This window comes from Bradyrhizobium sp. WSM3983 (genome assembly GCF_000473045.1).
Classification (GTDB): domain Bacteria; phylum Pseudomonadota; class Alphaproteobacteria; order Rhizobiales; family Xanthobacteraceae; genus Bradyrhizobium.
The window spans coordinates 16261-33705 of sequence record NZ_AXAY01000036.1 but is presented as its reverse complement, the minus strand read 5'-3'; the positions used below and the strand labels follow the sequence as shown (position 1 = coordinate 33705).

At 58.4% G+C, this 17445-nt stretch carries 16 protein-coding genes and 3 pseudogenes; 11 read left to right on the top strand and 8 right to left on the bottom strand.

What is annotated here, in order from left to right:
* Positions 1-224: 224 nt before the first annotated feature.
* Positions 225-335: pseudogene (locus tag YUA_RS52855) on the bottom strand (PEPxxWA-CTERM sorting domain-containing protein); the annotation flags it as partial.
* Entirely contained in the window at positions 302-448 is a 147-nt protein-coding gene (locus YUA_RS51345) for a hypothetical protein (RefSeq protein ID WP_198029565.1), read from the bottom strand. The pseudogene YUA_RS52855 and the gene YUA_RS51345, both read right to left, overlap by 34 nt.
* A gap of 458 nt (positions 449-906) precedes the next feature.
* Between YUA_RS51345 and YUA_RS50565 the strand changes: the two genes are divergently transcribed.
* Positions 907-1074, top strand: coding sequence for a hypothetical protein (locus YUA_RS50565; RefSeq protein WP_156947497.1), 168 nt, complete (start codon positions 907-909; stop codon positions 1072-1074).
* Positions 1075-1130: 56 nt separating this feature from the next.
* Here the strand turns inward: YUA_RS50565 and YUA_RS52850 are convergent, their stop codons facing one another.
* Positions 1131-1223 carry a hypothetical protein gene (locus YUA_RS52850; protein ID WP_371259935.1) on the bottom strand — a complete coding sequence of 31 codons (93 nt, stop codon included), beginning with the start codon at positions 1221-1223 and terminating at the stop codon, positions 1131-1133.
* Between the two features lie 29 nt (positions 1224-1252).
* Positions 1253-1465, bottom strand: a complete 213-nt coding sequence (locus YUA_RS50560) for a hypothetical protein (protein ID WP_156947495.1) — start codon at positions 1463-1465, stop codon at positions 1253-1255.
* A 309-nt stretch (positions 1466-1774) separates the two neighbouring features.
* On the opposite strand from YUA_RS50560, the gene YUA_RS50555 reads away from it, so the two are divergent.
* Complete coding sequence (locus tag YUA_RS50555; RefSeq protein WP_156947493.1) at positions 1775-1942, top strand: hypothetical protein; 168 nt, start codon at positions 1775-1777, stop codon at positions 1940-1942.
* Between the two features lie 1674 nt (positions 1943-3616).
* Here the strand turns inward: YUA_RS50555 and YUA_RS52845 are convergent.
* A pseudogene (locus YUA_RS52845) lies at positions 3617-3724 on the bottom strand (PEPxxWA-CTERM sorting domain-containing protein); the annotation flags it as partial.
* Positions 3725-4980: 1256 nt separating this feature from the next.
* Between YUA_RS52845 and YUA_RS51340 the strand changes: the two are divergent.
* The gene (locus tag YUA_RS51340) at positions 4981-5862 is read left to right on the top strand and encodes a PEP-CTERM sorting domain-containing protein (protein ID WP_051383552.1); all 882 of its coding nucleotides are present in this window, start codon (positions 4981-4983) and stop codon (positions 5860-5862) included.
* Positions 5863-6128: 266 nt separating this feature from the next.
* Here the strand turns inward: YUA_RS51340 and YUA_RS0135410 are convergent, their stop codons facing one another.
* Positions 6129-8669: a bacteriophage N4 adsorption protein A gene (locus YUA_RS0135410; RefSeq protein ID WP_027534917.1), complete on the bottom strand. Its 2541-nt coding sequence runs from the start codon at positions 8667-8669 to the stop codon at positions 6129-6131.
* A gap of 555 nt (positions 8670-9224) precedes the next feature.
* Here YUA_RS0135410 and YUA_RS46035 point away from each other — a divergent pair.
* From YUA_RS46035 to YUA_RS0135390, 5 genes are all read left to right on the top strand, one after another.
* Positions 9225-9509, top strand: coding sequence for a hypothetical protein (locus YUA_RS46035; protein WP_051383551.1), 285 nt, complete (start codon positions 9225-9227; stop codon positions 9507-9509).
* 101 nt (positions 9510-9610) lie between these two features.
* The gene (locus YUA_RS0135400; RefSeq protein WP_156947491.1) at positions 9611-10294 is read left to right on the top strand and encodes a hypothetical protein; all 684 of its coding nucleotides are present in this window, start codon (positions 9611-9613) and stop codon (positions 10292-10294) included.
* A 23-nt stretch (positions 10295-10317) separates the two neighbouring features.
* On the top strand, positions 10318-10620 hold the full coding sequence (locus YUA_RS0135395; RefSeq protein ID WP_156947490.1) for a hypothetical protein: 303 nt from the start codon (positions 10318-10320) through the stop codon (positions 10618-10620).
* Between the two features lie 41 nt (positions 10621-10661).
* Positions 10662-10841 carry a hypothetical protein gene (locus tag YUA_RS50545; protein WP_156947488.1) on the top strand — a complete coding sequence of 60 codons (180 nt, stop codon included), beginning with the start codon at positions 10662-10664 and terminating at the stop codon, positions 10839-10841.
* 1106 nt (positions 10842-11947) lie between these two features.
* Entirely contained in the window at positions 11948-13378 is a 1431-nt protein-coding gene (locus YUA_RS0135390; protein ID WP_027534914.1) for an undecaprenyl-phosphate glucose phosphotransferase, read from the top strand.
* 37 nt (positions 13379-13415) lie between these two features.
* On the opposite strand, the gene YUA_RS0135385 is transcribed toward YUA_RS0135390, so the two are convergent.
* Positions 13416-13697, bottom strand: coding sequence for a hypothetical protein (locus YUA_RS0135385; RefSeq protein ID WP_027534913.1), 282 nt, complete (start codon positions 13695-13697; stop codon positions 13416-13418).
* Positions 13698-13977: 280 nt separating this feature from the next.
* Positions 13978-14313: pseudogene (locus YUA_RS0135380) on the bottom strand (NAD-dependent epimerase/dehydratase family protein); the annotation flags it as partial.
* A 346-nt stretch (positions 14314-14659) separates the two neighbouring features.
* Between YUA_RS0135380 and YUA_RS0135375 the strand changes: the two are divergent.
* Genes YUA_RS0135375 through YUA_RS0135365 form a run of 3 tightly spaced genes read left to right on the top strand, consistent with a single transcriptional unit; the run spans position 14660 to position 17442 of the window.
* Positions 14660-15610, top strand: coding sequence for a PDR/VanB family oxidoreductase (locus tag YUA_RS0135375; RefSeq protein WP_027534911.1), 951 nt, complete (start codon positions 14660-14662; stop codon positions 15608-15610).
* Between the two features lie 18 nt (positions 15611-15628).
* Positions 15629-16969: a Rieske 2Fe-2S domain-containing protein gene (locus YUA_RS0135370; protein WP_027534910.1), complete on the top strand. Its 1341-nt coding sequence runs from the start codon at positions 15629-15631 to the stop codon at positions 16967-16969.
* Positions 16966-17442, top strand: a complete 477-nt coding sequence (locus YUA_RS0135365) for an aromatic-ring-hydroxylating dioxygenase subunit beta (protein ID WP_027534909.1) — start codon at positions 16966-16968, stop codon at positions 17440-17442. Before YUA_RS0135370 ends, YUA_RS0135365 begins: the two co-directional genes overlap by 4 nt.
* Positions 17443-17445 lie beyond the last annotated feature (3 nt).

Genomic DNA, 17445 nt, shown 5'->3' with positions numbered 1-17445 from the left:
GCTCGTGAGGACGTCATATTGCGCGGAGTTTTGTCCGTCGAAGCGCCCCCAAGGTGGGAGCTTGTTTCCCTGAGACGTTGCGATCGGACATGGCGTTGGAGCCTTGCTCTCGCCCCAATGAAAAACCTGGTTCGGGGGTGAGATCCGAGCCGGGGTTCGGGCTTTCAGGAAGGCTTGTCCTGGGGGCGGTCTGCCAGATGTTACGCGGCGATCAAGGCCCTCGTTCAGGCCCGCACGGCCGCGACAGTCCGCTTGCGGCGATAAGTCATGAAGCCCAGCCCGCCGAAGCCCAGGAGCATCATCACCCAGGTGGACGGCTCAGGCACCGCGGCGACCCCGGGGCTGGTTTCACGTCAAAGACGTGCCCAGTGATCGGATCCTTGGCATCGAGCGAGAACAGATAGATGTCATCGATCGCCAGTTTGAACGAGCCGCCGTCGTATTTCATAGTCTGGGGTCCGCCAAAGTCGATCTCGACGTAGCCGAGGCCCAAGAAATCAGACCGACGAAGTCTGCCGTGAACACGCTCGAGCCGGGTCCAGTGGGCGAGGTGAAGGTGACCTTTAGATCGAATTTGGTGGCCGAGGGATCGTCGAACAGGATGTTATGAAGCGATATGCTACCATTGGCCGACGCGCGCTGCGCTCTGTCGCCGGCTCTCTCCAGATTTTTGCTCGAAATGTCGTGGAGCTGCGTGGCAACCACAGTCCCCTGTTTTTAGCTGGGTGTCATGTTGCGAGGATATAATTGTCGATGCTGGACACTTTTTGCAGTTCGCTGCGCGAAGGCGCGTCACGGAACCTTGATCGAACTCCTTTGCGTGAGCCTCTGACCAACGCAGGGGACACAAGCGGACAATCGATCTGCTTGGATCCAGTCTGCTGGTTTTTGGGGCGGGGGATTTTCATGAAAGAAGTTTTGCCGAAGGCACGCAAGCTGCGCGAGGCAAGGAAATCGAAGCAGACTCCTAAGAAGGCTGCGACTCCCCAAAATATCGCGGAGCAATATTTTGAAGTATTGCGGCTAAGGCAGCAATTGCTCGAGGCCCATGCTTGGCGGACCACCCGTCAGTGAGAATTGCTGTCTGGGCCGAGCCAAGGCGTGCTATCCGGGCTGGCTCCGGTGCTCCGTCATGGTCGCCATAGCCCGCTTGAGGCGATGGTCATGAAACCGAGGCCGGTAAAGCCCAGTAGCATCATGGCCCAAGGGGAAGGTTCAGGCACCGCGCCGGCAACCGGAGGCGGGTTCGACGTCACGTCAAAGACGTGTCCGGTGATCGGATCCTTGGCATCGAGCGAATGCAGATAGATGCGTCGAACAAGATGTTCTGAAGCGACAGGCGTGCGCGGTCACGCGCATATGGCAGGACTAAACTTTCGTAGCGGTCGGACGTCACGCCCGGGCCTTTTTTCAGCACTCGCGCGATCAGCGTTCGCCAGACCTGTTCATCTTCATAAACGGTCATTCATATCCAACGCGCATGTTATGCCGTTCGCCAGAATCGAATTGACGAAAACTCCGCCACGGCGTTAGGCTTCGCGATAATACCCCACCAGGAATCTCATCACGCGCGTCCCCGAATTTTCGTGCGCTACGTTCCCGACGAGGAGTGGGTGGTCTATTGCTTGGCTTGGAATTTTTTCGTGTTGAACGGGCCCAAGGGACTTTGATCGAACCACGCTGTACGGCTGCGTGACCAACATTGCTTCGGTAAGTCATGTTTCAATGCCTTGGTACGCGTTTTGCTTCTTAATTATTGGACTTGGAGATTTTCATGAAAGATGCATTTCCGAAGCGACGGAAGTCCGGTGGATTGAAGAACGCCAAGCGGATGCCAAAGCGGCCTCCGGTCGGCGAAACCATTGCCGAGCGGTATCTTGAAATCTTGCGGCTAAGGCAGCGTGTCCTCGAGGCGGGCACTTGGCGCCTCGATCGTCACTAAGGATTTGAAAATGCGTTCGCTTTACGTTACGTCGCTCGTGGTCGGGATGGTTGCGTGGCTCTGGGCAATTACCGCGGGAATCGCGTAGGTCTTTGGCGCATAAGATCCGCGAAGAGTGAAGGGCAGCCGGGGCGCTCCTTGCTCTCGAGCTGTGGGTAGGGTGAATCAGGTCGCACCGGCGGGGATCCGATCGCAGCATTGAGAGGTAGGAAACTTTCTTTGCAGAGTTCTATCGTGGAGCTGTCGGTTGTTTCGAACGTTAGATCTCGGTACCCGCACCAGTCTTGTGGTGCAACAGCCCACCGGCACTGGCAGCATTCAGCTCAAGCACGGCGAGACAAGTCGAAAGCTCTGCGAATTTGCGGTTCGGAAGACTCGCGTGGTGACCGTGACGCTGACGGCGGAGAGCGCGTCGCTTCGGTGTTCGGTCCAGTCGTAGGACTGTTGATCCACCACGGACGCCTCTAGGTTTTCGACCATGCCGCTGGGGGCCCGGGATGGTGCGCCAATTTCGGCTAGGCCCGAAAAAGCTCGGGGCGGCGTGAGATTGACGTCACCACTCTCATCGATCATGGGGGCAAAAAGCGAGTGAACGGGGTCAATTGCAAACCCGTTTCTTGTGATGGCTGGTCGTGTCCCGATCGGTCGATGCCCTTCCTTCGCCTTATCGGATCGAGATGCACCGCGTCGTACACGGCTGTAAGGTTGGCCATCGAAGTCCACCTAGCCAAAATCAAAAATCACTATGGGATAGCGCTTATAGATAGAAAGGCTGGCCTCGACTGTAATCGTTGCTTAATTTGCGCAGTATTGACAAGCGTACGCTGATCGCTGATGGACACGATGTTGCGCTGTCGGTCGACGCGCACCTGGCCAATATAGGTGGGAACGAAAGGAGTGTGGGGTAGTTTGCTTCTGGGGCATGCGAAGGAATATTCGGTGAGTTGGTTCCTGATCGTCGCCTCTGTATTGGTTGCGGTTGTCATAGCCGGACGGGCTCACTCTCGCTATCTGGACGGCCTGCAGGTAGATCCCGAGCGCCAACTGATATCGGGAAGCAGTTTTGAGCGGTCGGTTCCAATGCGGCCGCTTCGTCACCGCGCATGGCTTCAGCAAGCAATGTTGGATTTGAGCTAAGGTCGCGCGAGTCAGGCATTGGTCGCGAAGCCGCCGCCGATTGCCTCGGCAATCGACGCAGACGGCGATACTACGTCGTCCCGCGTGGATACATTTTTGGCAGGACGCACGAATTGCCATAAGCGCCGCCGGACTAGTAGAGTTAGCAGAGATCGAGATGTCGCAGCGATATGCTCGTGTTCGCGATAGGCGCGGCCAATGGGCAGACCAAACCCTGGAGCTAGATCCAGGTTTGCAGTTCGCGATGCTCGATTCGTGTGAGTTTGAGGTTGTTATTTTTTGGTCGACGCTCTGGCCTTGAGAAACCAAATGCAACGAGCATCGTCATGAAATATCCAGCCAGCATGTGTCTCTCTCCAGCGAAATAACAATGGGAGACGCTATGCTCTTGCAGCCAAATAATTCAATCGCGGTTCTTCCTTAGCCCTAATTATCAATGTTACTGCCGATCAGAGCGCGCTCTTCAAAAAAAATCTCAATATCAAAACGAGAAGAAGCCGCCAAGCACGGTCCTTTTGTCAGCATTCGGGAGCGAAATTAGGCGACGCGCATCGCCGAATTACGGCGCCGATATGTGAGGAAGCTGACGCCGGAGAAACCGAGAATCATCATCGCCCACGTGGAAGGCTCAGGCACCGCGGTGATCGTGAAGACAAATTGTTCGTCGGTGTAATTATTGTCACTCCAACCTGTCTGATGCAGGCTGAGATCTTCGAAGCCGACATAGGTGCCGGCGGGGATATTCCCATCGCGCTTGAAGGCCGTCGAGTAGACGTGGTTCACGCCATCGGAATTCATCTTGATGTCGGAGTAGTAGGTGTAACCGGTCGTCTTGACGTCGATGTAGAACACCAGTGTGTCGCCGACGCTGACGTTGCCGAAATCATGCGCCTGTCCGTACGTACTGCTATGATTGTCTAAAGCAGCACCTCTATCCTGGCCGTTGACGAGCAGGCCCAGGCTCTCGCTAAAGGAGGCGCCTGAACCATAAAAATATGCGACCAGCGACCCGTTCGAGGTCGAGGTGAAAGTGTATGTAGTCGGGTTTTCGGTGCCGGGGTTCGGGTAGACGACGTCTGCTTTCGCAGCTGTGGCTAGAACGAGCAGAAGCATGGCTGTGGCAACACACGTCTTGATCATCACGGGCCTCACGCATTAACATTTTAATATTTCCATTTAATATTGAATATAATTTGGAGTCAATCGTTTGATTTGAACTGCTTTTTTGAGCGCGTTAAATGTTTCGCAGAGCGTGCAGCCACCTTTGGGCCGAGGTGGTCGCTTATGACAATGTCCCCGGCTCAACAAGCCCTCGCTGCGAAAACTACCGGCGCTTTCGCGCGCGCCTCTTCGGGGCCGCTATGGCCTACCGGCCTCGATGAGCGCTGAACGCGGAGTTCTGCCTGAGCCACCTGTTCTCGCCTTCCGGGCGGATAGAACCGGCAGGGAGAACTAGTCCCCAACAGTCACATGGGGCACCAGTTGTGTTCACCATGAGGTGGCAAATGCGAGACCAACCTCCTTTAGGGGCTGGGTGCGGGGCGCTATAATGTTCGAATGCACATTGCCTGGACACTCATGAATTATTTCGACCCCGAAGACTTGGTCGGCTTTGCCGGAGGCTGTCTTTGTGGGCTCTTACTATTGGCGACGAGAAGCCGCTGAGGCCAGACCGCAGGGCCCCGCAGGCGTGCGATCTCGAACGCCGGCACCCCTCAGGCGCAACTTGAAGGTGTCGCAGAATAGGGTTGGAGAGGTCCAGAGGCCAGGAGCGACCTCCTTCGGGCGCGAGCAGGGGGAACCGATAATGTGGGTCCTCCTGTTGCAGCCGAGATAATCCTTTGGTAATTATAATGCGCGGCATATGATTTAATTCGCAAATGCCGCATTGGGAGTCTGGAATGTCATTGCGTTCGTCTTTGCTGATTGCTGCGTCTTTTGTCTGTCTCGGATCGACCGCCGCCTTGGCCGCCACCGTCGCGGTGACGAGCTATGACATGAACAACGGCAACGGGATTACGCAAAACGGTGGGTACAATTATTTTGACACGACCTACAATGGTTCCGGTAATCCTAATCAGAATGGTTCGTCACTTGTGGTGCCCTCTAATGGAGCGGCCAAGGAGTCCATCCTGACCGGTGGGACCGGCAAGCTGACCGATGGCGTGATCGCAGACAAGAATTTCTCGATCTCTCACGATCAATATGTTGGCTGGAAGTATCAGGATCCTACGATCGTTTTCCACCTAGCGTCAGGGCAATCCGTGAGTTCGGTTTCACTTTACGTCGCGAGTTCGTATGCGGGCAGCAACGGCTGGCTGGGCTTAGTGGGAACCCCCAGCGCGGTCGACGTGCTTCTTACACTCGGCAAAACGACGTTGACCCCTATTTATTCGACAATCGTGGCCACTTATCAGAACAACGTCTACACCAACATGGACGTTGTAACGCTCACGTTCGCTACGCCGATTTCCTCTGATTATGCTTTCAGTCTCACGCTGGACCGGGCACCGCTTCTGCAAGATGGCACGAACTACTACAACAACCATGTGGCCAAAAAGGGTTGTGACGCGAACGGTTGCTTCCTTGATGACGTGAACGATTTCAAGAACAGCGCATATGACGTCAACAAGGAGCCATGGATCATGTTGAGCGAGGTTGCCTTCGCGGCCGCTGTTCCAGAACCGTCGACGTGGATGATGCTGATCGCTGGGTTTGCTGGAACGGGCTTTATGGCCCACCGCCGCCGCCGCGATTTGACGGCGGATCTCGTAACGTCCTGAACTTCGCGAATTGCTTAGAGCGATCAGCCGCTGGACTGGGCCGCCTTGGGCGGCCTTTTCTAGTTGTGGCTGCGATGCTGGATCGCTCGAGGCGTCGGTATGAGGAAAGAGCAGGAAGGCATTGAAAGTTCCTGAACTAGTCAAGATACTTGGTTTGCGTGCAGACAAGGAGTTTGCCTGGCCGAAACGGAAAACGCACCTGTTGCCCCATCAGGACGATGCGGTGAGGCCGTCCGAGTGGGCAGGCTGATTGGCGCGTTGCGCGATTAATAGTTCAACGAAGTTTGCGCGAAGATACCTTGGGCTCGTCCTTCGCCGGCCAGCCGAAATCGATACTGCAATGTCAGCTCAAGATAAGATGGCGGTGCGAGGTACTTTGTCTCGCCGAACCAATAGCGAAGCGATGCGCCAACGCCAGCCGAATAGGCTTGGGGCTTTGCGAATGAGTCGTCATAGCTGGCGGCAACGACCGCATGCGGGAACAGTACCAAGTTGCTGCTGATCGGATCGAGCCGGAAGCTGTGGCCAAATCGACCTTCGAACAACCAGACGAACTGCTTGTGCTCAAGAAAGCGATCGACCTCGGTGTAGACGTACCAGGTCGGCCAATGACTATCCAGCACGCGCAGATCCGTGCCGACCGTGTACGAATACAGTGCTCTCAGTAATGTATCGGCGCGGGCCGCATCTCCAACGGCAAACAGCTTGTCTGCCTCGAAGACCAGGTTGTGGTCCGAAAAAGGCTTCCAGCGAGCGCCGACCATTCCTTGGGTCGTCCGCCAGCCGGTTGGACCGCCGCCCTGATCGTAGAGCGTTTCAAACAACCTGCCGAAGAGATCGAAGACTGCCCCGTTTCGATTGCCCCATTCGGGCCGGTAATAAAGCTCGGTGCCGAGCTGCGACGTGTAGTTGCTCGGAACATTGTTGAGTGTGAGAAACGGGTTCGGTGCAGAGCCAACCTTGCCATAGGTGATCGAGCTATTGACTCCCCACTCACGCGACAGATCCGCAACCGTTCTCCTCGTCTCGAACAGCTTCTGGTCGTCGAGATCGATCCGAGAGTCCGCCCTGGCATCGATCCCTTGTTTCAGATATGCGATCGCTTTGGCATTCTCGAAGCGACGCATTGCGGTATATCCCGCGTCGATCGTCGCGCGCGGCGGCAATTGCCCTATGGATGCCGCGCGATCGAACAAGCGGAGTGCCACCTCGTCATTGCCGACCGCTGCAGCCAGATAAGCGACATCGGCGTCTCGGATGGTTCTTAGCCGGCCACGCGCTATCGCCTCGTCAAACTTTGCGCGAGCCTCGGTTTTGTGTCCGAGATCGACCATAAGATTGATCTGGGCGCGCAGAGCATCGTCGCGCTGCTGCTCGGCTGGCGCCAATCGTTCGGCGGTCTTGAAGGCGGCCAGCGATGGCTCCTTGCGTCCAAGCGCTTGCAGGGCATAAGCTCGCCGAATAGCGGTTTCATAGCTCCCTGGCAGTCGATCGAGAGCGCGCAACGCTCGGGCAGGCATCTTGGCTGCCAACGCCGCATCCGCAAGGGCGAGGCCGACGCCTCGTGCCTGATCGCGCGAAAGTCCCTTTTGTAAGGCGATTTCCCAGTCGGACATCGCTTTTCGGTCTTCATGAAGCAGCTTTCTCGCATAGCCGCGCTGGGCGTACACCTCGGGCGTTGCTGAGCCGGTATCGATCAGCCGAGTCGCTTCAGCTTCGACCTCTGCCGACCGTCCGGCCGCCGAAAGCACGTTCATGAGCAGAAGATGATTCGCCAGCTCGCCCGGATTATCCTCGATCGCCGTTCGGGCCTCGCGGATTGCGACAACGTAGTCTTTGTTGCGGGCAGCCCGATAGGCTCTATCGCCGGCCTTGTTGCTCTCCGCGACTTTGTCGATCGGTGTGACGATGCTCTGAACTAGCGGTGCCTGAAGGCTGCAGACGGTCCCGCTCGCGGTCGTGCGGCAATCCTGCAACGGCGCTGGCATATTCTTTCCGTCGCCCCTCAAGGTCCCGGTACCGGCCGCAGCTGCCTCCGCATCGGCGAGACGGACGATGACCTGCGGATCGCTACGGGGGTATCCAGCCACGAGCTTTTGTGCGGCGGCGAAGTCGCCTGATGCAAGCGCCGCATCCGCCGCAATCAGACGAATGGTCTTCATCTCTCTATCGGTGAGATTCGGGAGAGCGAGCGCCGCATCAAAGTCGACAATGGCTTGCGCGCGCTTGCCGAGCTTCTGGTAGATATAGGCCCGCCAGACCACCGGCACGTAGTTGCCGGGATCGAGCTTGATCGCCTCCGATGCGGTCTCGGCGGCACCTGCAAGACTATTGTCGGCGAGTTGGGCCGCGAGCAAGAGCAGGCGATAGGACATCACGTCCGGCTCGTACTCCACGGCCTTGCGAGCAGCACGTATGGCCGCCTTGGCGTCACCCCGTTCCAGCGCCTTATAGCCCTCGCCAGCCGGCTGTTGCGCAAGTCGCTGGCGAATGCTGGCTTGTCGGGACTCCAGTTCCTGGTTTGCGGAGAATGTTGCTAGTGCCGCGGCCGTCGCCTGCTGCGCGCCAGTAAGGTTTCCGGCGGCAATCAGCGCGTCGATCAGCAGCAATCGCAGACGCACGATGTCGGGCCGCAACGCAATCGACTCCGCGGCTCGGTTTGCGGCGGCTTGGTAGTCCCCCTTGTCAAAGGATTTGTACGCGTCTTCCGCTGCGACGTACGCTTCGCCATCAAGCGGGCGATCCGAATCCGTTGTCTGTGCGGCTGCCGGACATGTCAGGGCGAGCGAAAGCGCCAGGCCGCCCAAGGCAGCCCGCAGCTTATGTCGTCCCAGACGCCCCGCACCCCAAAAAACCATGGCCCCCAACGGCGGATGAATCTATCAGCCAGATTAGCGGAGCCGCTGTTCTGGCGGAACCCGGAATGCGATGTCTGGTTGCTGCAACGCCTTCAAGTATATTCGTTTTCCAAGGCGTGTTGCTGAATTGCTGCGGTATTTCATCAGCATTTTCAGGCCGCAAACCGCTTGTCAGAAAAAATTAAGCTTTTCATCTATTTGTCGAAGCTTCCGTTGCCTTGGCTGGCCGCTCCCTCGTCGCCGCCATACTCTTTAAGAGATCTTATCGTCAACCGCGCTAGTCCCGCGCCGAAGTTGAGCTCCGGTGAGTTGCTAATCAGCTCATAACCAGGCTTTTGGGTTCGATATCGCAAGGATTGCCGCAGACCGATTGATCGCAACGGCGGTTCGGCGAGAGCCGGGGGGCAACAGGCAGGCCTTTGTGGCCTTGTCCTGCGGATAAGGGACCATTAAGACTGTTAACCTCTGTGGAATTTGAATCGGGCGGATCAGAGGGGCGCGACAATGCTGAAACTGGCTGGAGCAATCGCCGGTCTTTCGATGATGCTGGCAGGAGGGGCCTCCGCGGCGCCGCTTCAGGCTCAGACCACCGTGCCTCATTCCAGTCTGGCGGTCGAGCAAGTCAAAGTGATCTGCGACGAGGGCGGGCGCTGCTACCGTCCCCCGGTTCGCAAGCCGGTCGCGCGCTGGGTCTATGGGGACGGCAATTTCTACGGCCCGTATGATGGCCCCGGCTACTACGGTAATCCGCGGCTGAAGTATCGGGTATTTCCCTACTTTTGGTGGTAATGCGCTGCGATTGGCATGGATGATCAGCGCCGGCTGGTCGAGCCGGTCGACACTCAATTAGTCTTGGCAACGATTCTTGGCAACGATCCTGGAGGTTTGCGATGACCGATTTGTTCACCCCCAGACAGTTGAGCTCGTTCTTGGGCGGGGCCATCTGCGCCGCTTTGCTTTGCACTGCTATGGTCGCGACAACCCCGGTGCGCGCCGCAGAGAACGGACCGTCGTCCCCGGCGTCCGCTACCGCCCCGTCCACCCCGCTCAATGATTTTCGCAGCCAGCTGGGCGATGTCCGCAAGAGCCTCGAAGGGGTAAACGCGAGGATTGAGGAAAAGGCGAAAACGATCGAATCCCTGTCGAAGCCCGACGCAGCGAAACAGCAGGTCGAGGAGCTTCAGGCCCTGATCTCTCAGACGCTGGGGCTGGTCGCGGACAATGGCGAGATTGCGAAGCTCGGTGCCCGCGCGCTGGGATATGCTCGCTCCAAGCAGGAGCAGATGCGCAACGACACCAAGTTCACGCCGTCCGAACGGCAGGCCCTGCAAAAGCGCTGGGATCAGAACGTTGCCGACATGGTGAAGGCGACGGACGATCTGGCTAAGGCCAGCGGCGAGTTTGCGCAGCTTCTGAAAACCGTGCAGACCCGGGGCGACTATGCTGCCGAGGTGCTGGAGGTCGAGAACGCTGACGAGATGGTCAGGGTGGTGCGGAATCTCGCCGGTGACGTGCGGGGCGCCTCGGAAGGATTGAAGCTCTTCATCCGAAGCCTCACTCCGCCGGAGTCATGACGCCGAAGCTAGCTCGAGCCGTCTTGGTTGCGCTCGCGGTGGGATTGGCTGGGTGTGGCTGGCGCGAGGAAACGGGCTTCGTCGAGGTGAAGAAGAGCTTTGCCAGCTTGGCCGTCGGCGACACGCTGATCCTCAATGCAACGACGCTCGATTTCGGCGCGCGCAGCAGCCTCATCATCCAGCATCCGACCGGCACGGGCAGTCTGCAGGTCAGACGCGGTGAGACAAGCCGAAAACTCTGCGAATTCGCGGTCCGGAAGAACCGGATGGTGACCGTGACATTGGCGTCAGTAAACGGCGGTCTTCGCTGCTCAGTGCAATTGTGAGACTGAGCCGAGAGGAGGTCCTGCCTCCCGGAGGCGGCTCTATGGCCGGCTCGCTCGATATCGGCATGCTTGCAGGGGCGGACCGCGAGGGGCAGAGCAACGATGTTCGGGCCGGACCACCCTTGGCGTATATCCAGACCACCCTTGGCGCATATAATGAGTCCCGTATTAATTCGCTGTTGACCGGGATTAAAAAATCGAGAACATTGACAATTATTTAAATCGACTTTTTATCCTACTCCGCGAGGGGGTCGGTTTGGGCAACGACATATCGAGATCGAAGGTGCGGCCCTTCGCGGTCCCGCTTCCACCGGATGTCGAGCCCCTCCAGACCATTGAGACTCGATCCCTCGCCGAGTCTTCGCGTGGGGCAACTTATGGGCCGAGCAGAATTTCACCTTTCCGATCTGCGGCGCCTTCAGCAGGCGCTGGAAAATATTGCGTCCGATCTCGATGAAATCGAAGGACGCTCCCATATGCGTCTTCGTGATCTGGCAAGGAATTTGTATGAAAGCCCAAGTCGGAGCCTCGAAGCCTGTATGTCCAACTTCGAAATCGCGGTGCGGGGCCGCTTGGCGAACTAAGGCGTCTTGATTTGGTATCTCCGCGCGGAGCGGTCACCGCGCCTCCCTTGAGGGCGGGTTGCGGGTGATGCCGCGCTTTCTGACGTGTGGGCCATCTGTTGGTTCGGCAGATGCGCGTCTTCGTTCTAGTCCGCGAGCAAACCGCCAATTCGTCAGGGCTGACTTAGGCATTCACCGCAGCTGAAATACGATCATCACAGATTCTTTCGTCAAGTAGACTCCGATCACGGCGACGTTCCTGATGGGAACAGCATCGAACCTGCCGGCTGTTCCACCGGCAAGATCATTTCGTGCTTTTGATTGGCTCTTCATCCCGCCCGCAACAATGCGGCAAGGTCTGCGCCGGCTGCAACGCTGGAGCGGGATCTATGGCGGAAATGCTTGCCCACGTCTTCTTTTGCGATACATCTTTAGATGGCAATCCATTGTAGTTCTCGTAACTGATCGACGCGTCCGCGAGCACTGCTGTCCGATGCGCATCCACGCATCTGCTCGAGATCAATTTCGAAGCGGAACTTGATTGGAAATGCGGCAACGAGCGCATTGGTGTGTCAGCGTTGTGACGAATACTTCCCGAGTTGCAAATCCATCAAAGTGCACTCGTTTGATTCTTGCATCGCAAAAGTTTTGCGTGCGACGCCACAATGTCGCTGCGATCACTTAACACCTTGTCTCGCGGGAATGAGGCGAGTCTTCAGCATCACGATGAGCGTCAGGCACTTCCTCGATATGCAGAGGTTCGAATGGCTGTTGCAACTTACGGTTATGAAGGCGCGCCTGCGCTGTCGTCCGCGCGCGGCAGCGCTCTTCAAAGACCGTTTCAGATCGTGATCATAGCTGCTGATTTCCTGCTCATCCTGCTGAGTTATGTGATTGGAGCGTCCCTCTACGGTGCGGCAGTTGCTTCACCCGCAGACGGCCCGTCAGTAGGAGCCGGGTTGTTCGTCGGAGTCGTATTTGTCACGGTCGCCTATTTTCGGGATGTCTATGCTACGCACCGTCTGCTCGATCTCGCCTGGCAGCTTCGAAAGGCGCTCTTCATCTGGTTGACGTCACTGACCATTCTGGCCGTCGTGGCTTTCTTGTTGAAGTCAACGGACAATCTATCCCGAGGGACTGTCATCGTCTTCGCTGCCATCGGTGGCACCGGCCTGATGAGTCTCCGCTTCGTTTGGCAGGCCGTGTTCGGTACAAGCTTTGCGAGAAGTCGTCTGGTTGATCGCAAGGTGATCTTGCTGAGTCTGAGGCCGCTCGATTTCACCTCCAGCCGCTTTAAGGATTTGCGGCGGAACGGCTTCGATGTCGTTCGCCATTTTGTCCTCGGGATCAATTGCGAAGATGACCACTGGGAGCGACAGATCCGCGACGTCATCCGCCAATCGCGCTCGGCTGATGTTGATGAATATCTGCTTGCGATCGATTGGGATGAGTTGCCGCTGCTTCGCAAGCTGGGGTCGTATTTGCGCGCTGTGCCGCAACCGATACGTCTGTTGCCAGACGATCCCATCGCAGATCTCGTGGCCCGTCCGTTTCTTCCGGTCAGTGGAACCGTCGCGATCGAAATTCAGCGACCGCCCCTCAGCATCTTCGAACGGTTGCAAAAGCGCTGCCTCGACGTCGGAGTGGCGCTGTTTGCGCTGGTGCTTCTGACGCCGCTGTTGCTGACCGTTGCCGTTCTGATCAAGCTGGATTCACCGGGAGCCATTATTTTCCGGCAGTCGCGGCGCGGGTTTAATGGCAAGCCGTTCGAAATTTGGAAATTTCGCACGATGACCGTCTGCGAGGATGGTGAGACGGTCAGGCAGGCAACCAGAAGGGATGCGCGGATCACCAGGATCGGGCGCTTCCTTCGCATGACGAGTATCGATGAACTGCCCCAGCTCTGGAACGTATTGCGGGGCGATATGTCACTGGTGGGGCCGCGTCCGCATGCGGTTGCTCATGACAACTATTATGACGAGCTCATCAGCAAATATGTCTATCGCCATCACATGAAGCCGGGTCTGACGGGCTGGGCTCAGGTAAACGGATTCCGCGGTGAAACGCCGACGATCGACCTGATGGAAAAACGGGTCGAGTATGACGTTTGGTACGTCGGCAACTGGAGCATTTGGCTTGATCTCAAGATCATGGCGCGCACGGCCTCGGCTGTGCTGTTCCAGGAAGCTTATTGAGCCGACATCTCAAGGCGGATCAGCAGGGGACTCGGGTTCAGTTACGGGGCGGCTTTCGAAAGAAGCGAATAATCGTGTCGCCTAGCGCGATGAGCGGCGGTGCGAGGACGAAAAAAGCGCCCATCGCGACGGAAACGATGACGTGTCGAAGCAGGAGCGGCTCGTCCTGTTCTGCTTCTCTGCGGCTCCGCTCGATGGTGGCTGGCGAGAGCGTTTTCGCATCGGCGATCGGCTGCGGCTTGCGCGGGCGAATGACGAGCAAGACGAACAGAATGTTGAGCAGGACCCAAACAATCAAAATTGTGAGGACGATCCGCATCCCAAGCCACCGGAAATGAACGAAGAATATAGGTTCAAAGCTAACCTCTTGGAACTCGAAAGACAAGATGCCCAAATTTTCGGCAGTCGAGGCGCCAATCCTAGCTTTAAACTAGGGCAGGAGCAGCATCTTGCGAATTCCGGACGAATACGGAGATTGAGCGGGGGCAGGGCTGCGCACGTCAGGGGTCCTCCTGAAGTCTTTGCTCTTCCACCAGCCCTTATTGGGGCTAGCCAAGCGACGTAAGCCTCACCGGAGCAAATATCAGCTAGCCCGAGCGGATGCGGCGCCCCCTGTGCCAGGAACCGGTGCCGAGATTGAAGCTGCCGCCGGAATATCCCGCTTCCAGGAGCTTCAACGCGGCGACATGCGCTGCGGCTCGGTCGATGATGTGGATGTAGTCGCGGATCGCGGTACGATCGGGCGTGTCGTAATCGTCGCCGAACACCGCAAATTCGAAATGGCCCTGCAACGCCATCATGGCGCGCGGAATTGGGCGGGTCTCGTTGTCACGCAACTCGCCGATGCCGCCGGCCGGATCGGCGCCGCTGGCATTGAAATCGCGCAGGCAGAACGCGCCGTAAGCCGCGCGGTAGTCGGCGAGCATGCGCTCGATCCTCGGGTCCTTTCTGTCCTGAATGGACCACCAGTCGTTTTTCATGCCAACCGGCGGCCACTCGGGTTTGCAGATCTCTTCCTGGCTAGAGGACGGCGCGTGCACCGGGGGATCAAGAAAAACCCAACGACGCCCACTGTGATCAGACGTTCCGCGCTACGGGACGCGCTGCGAGAAGCGCCGAATTGGAGTCGCGGCGGTTAATTTGAGCGCAGACTTCCTCGGCCACGCGGAGTGTACACAGGCTGTTCACCATGGACTGCAAGTCAAGCGTGCCTCGACGATTGACAAGGCAATTATTATATGTCTAAAAATATGCAAATTCATACAATTGTGAGATGCCTGAATGGACACGCATCCGCTCAACTTCAAGGTGAGGTCGTATACCGCGGAAACGCCGTTGGTGCGGAGCCTTGTGTTTGACGTGGAGGGCGGAGTCGCGCCGCAATGGCGGGCGGGCGCGCATGTTCGCGTCGCACTCCCGAATGGCGGCGACCGGCCGTATTCGCTAATGGCCTTGCCGGGGCTCTCCGACGGTAGTCTGGCGCTTGGCGTCCTGCGCGAGCAGGCCTCGACCGGAGGCTCGCAGTTCATGCACGCGCTGAAGATCGGCGATGTCGTGAGGGCCACCGCGCCGGTCAACAATTTTCATCTGCACGGGGAGGCATCACCCGCGCTGCTGTTTGCCGGCGGCATCGGCGTCACGCCCATCCTGTCGATGGCGGCTGAGCTGAAGGCCCGCGGCAACCCATATCGCCTGCACTATGCGGGCCGCGCGCGCGGGATGCTGGCGTTCCTGCCGCAATTGCAGGAGATCTGCGCGGACAGCCTCTCCATCCATCACGACGACGACGCTTCACGCCTCGATATCGCGGCGGCGCTGGGCGATGCGCCGGCGGGCTGCCACATCTACGTCTGCGGCCCCGCTGGCATGATCGAGGCGGTAAGGGCGGCCGCGCTGGCCAGGAGCATTGCGCCGGACCACATCCATTACGAGCTCTTCAAGGCGGAGCAGCCGCGCGCGCCTGACGCGCCGTTCGAGGTCGAGCTCAAGTCGAGCGGGCAGGTCGTCACCGTCGCGGCCGGCCAGAGCATCATCCAGGCGCTGGAGGCTGCGGGTCTCGACGTTCTCTACGACTGCCAGCGCGGCGATTGCGGCATCTGCCAGTGCGGCGTGATCGCGGGCGTTCCCGATCATCGCGACGTCATTCTCAGCGACGACGAGAAGGCGTCCAACACGGTCATGCAGATCTGCGTATCGCGCGCGAAATCGGAGCGGCTGGTGCTGGATCTCTAGCGGGAGGCAAGGAGCGTCATGGACAGGTATCGGAACAATGCCTTTGCGCTCGGGGAGCTAGTGCGCGACGCCGAGGTGCATCGCGACGTCTATGTCGACCCCGAGATCTTCGATCTCGAGATGGAGCACTTGTTCCCCAACAGCTGGATCTATGTCGGGCATGCGAGCCAGCTCGCAAAGCCCGGCGATTTCATTACCGCCAATATCGGCCGCCAACCGGTGCTGGCGAGCCGTCATACCGACGGCTCGATCCACGTCTTCTACAATCGCTGTCCGCACAAGGGCGTGAAGATCGCGTCCGAACCCTGCGGCAACACCGGAAAGTTCTTCCGCTGTCCCTATCACGCCTGGTCGTTCAAGACCGACGGCTCGCTGCTCGCGATTCCCCTGAAGAAGGGTTACGAGGGGACAGGGTTCGGTGATGCACGCGCCAACGAAGGGCTGTCGCGGGTCAGAAACGTCGTCGTCCATCGCGATTTCATCTTCGCGCAGCTGAACGACAACGGCGTCTCCTTCGAGAACTATTTCGGCGAGAGCCTGTCGACCATCGACAACATGGTCGACCGGTCGCCGGAGGGGAAGCTCGCGGTCGTCGCGGCGCCGATCCGCTACATGCACACCTGCAATTGGAAGATGCTGGTCGAGAACCAGACCGACACCTGCCATCCGATGGTGGCGCATGAAAGTTCGGCCGGCACAGCGGTCAAGGTCTGGAAGCGCGAGCAGGGCGATTCCACGGAAACGCCGATGGCGGTGCAGCTCTACGGGCCCTTCATGAGCCCGTACGAGTTCTACGAGCAGAGCGGCATCAGGATCTGGCCGAACGGCCACGGCCACACCGGCGTCGCCAACTCGATCCACTCGAACTATTCGGACATCGAAGGCTATCTCGGCCAGATGGTTGCGGCCTATGGCGAGACGCGCGCGCACGAGATCCTCGGCGAGGTCCGGCACAACACCGTGTATTTTCCCAACATCATGGTGAAGGGGGCTGTCCAGATCCTGCGCAATTTCATTCCGGTCGCGGTGGACAAGACGCTGGTCGAGAGTTGGGTCTATCGCCTGGTCGGCGCGCCCGACAAGCTCTACGAACGTGCGCTGATGTACAACCGCTTCATCAACGCGCCGACCTCGATCGTCGGTCACGACGACCTCGAAATGTACGAGCGCGCCCAGGAAGGTTTGAAGTCGAACGGCAATCAATGGGTCAATCTGCAACGCCTCCATGAGGCCGGTGAGCAGGCGGATGTCACCGCCGTCATCAACGGCACATCCGAACGACAGATGCGGAACCAGTTTCATGCCTGGGCCAAATTCATGACCATCGACATGGACAAGCGCGTCGAGGCCGCGGAATGATCACCGAGAAGACCATCACAGACTTCATCTATCGCGAGGCCGATCTGCTCGATACGATGCAGTGGCAGGCCTGGCTCGACCTGTTTCATCCCGAAGGGCGCTACTGGATGCCGCTGGAATGGCAGCAGCAGGACCCGGTGCTCCAGCCGTCCCTGATGTACGAGGACCTGCTGCTGTTGAAAGTACGCGTCGAGCGCCTCGCCGGCGAGCGGACTTTCAGCCAGAAGCCGAAGAGCCGCTGTCATCATCTGCTCCAGGCGCCGCTGATCGTCACGTGCGAGCCGGCAGCCGGAATGTTCAAGGCGAGGACGTCCTACATCTACACCGAGACGCGCGGCGACGTGCTGGAGCGTTTCTCGGGATGGGCCTCGCACGATCTCGTCCAGGTTGGCGACGCCCTGAAGATCAGGCTCAAGCGCGTTGACCTCGTCAATTTCGATGCGCCGTTCGGCAACATCCAGCTCTTCATGTGAGAA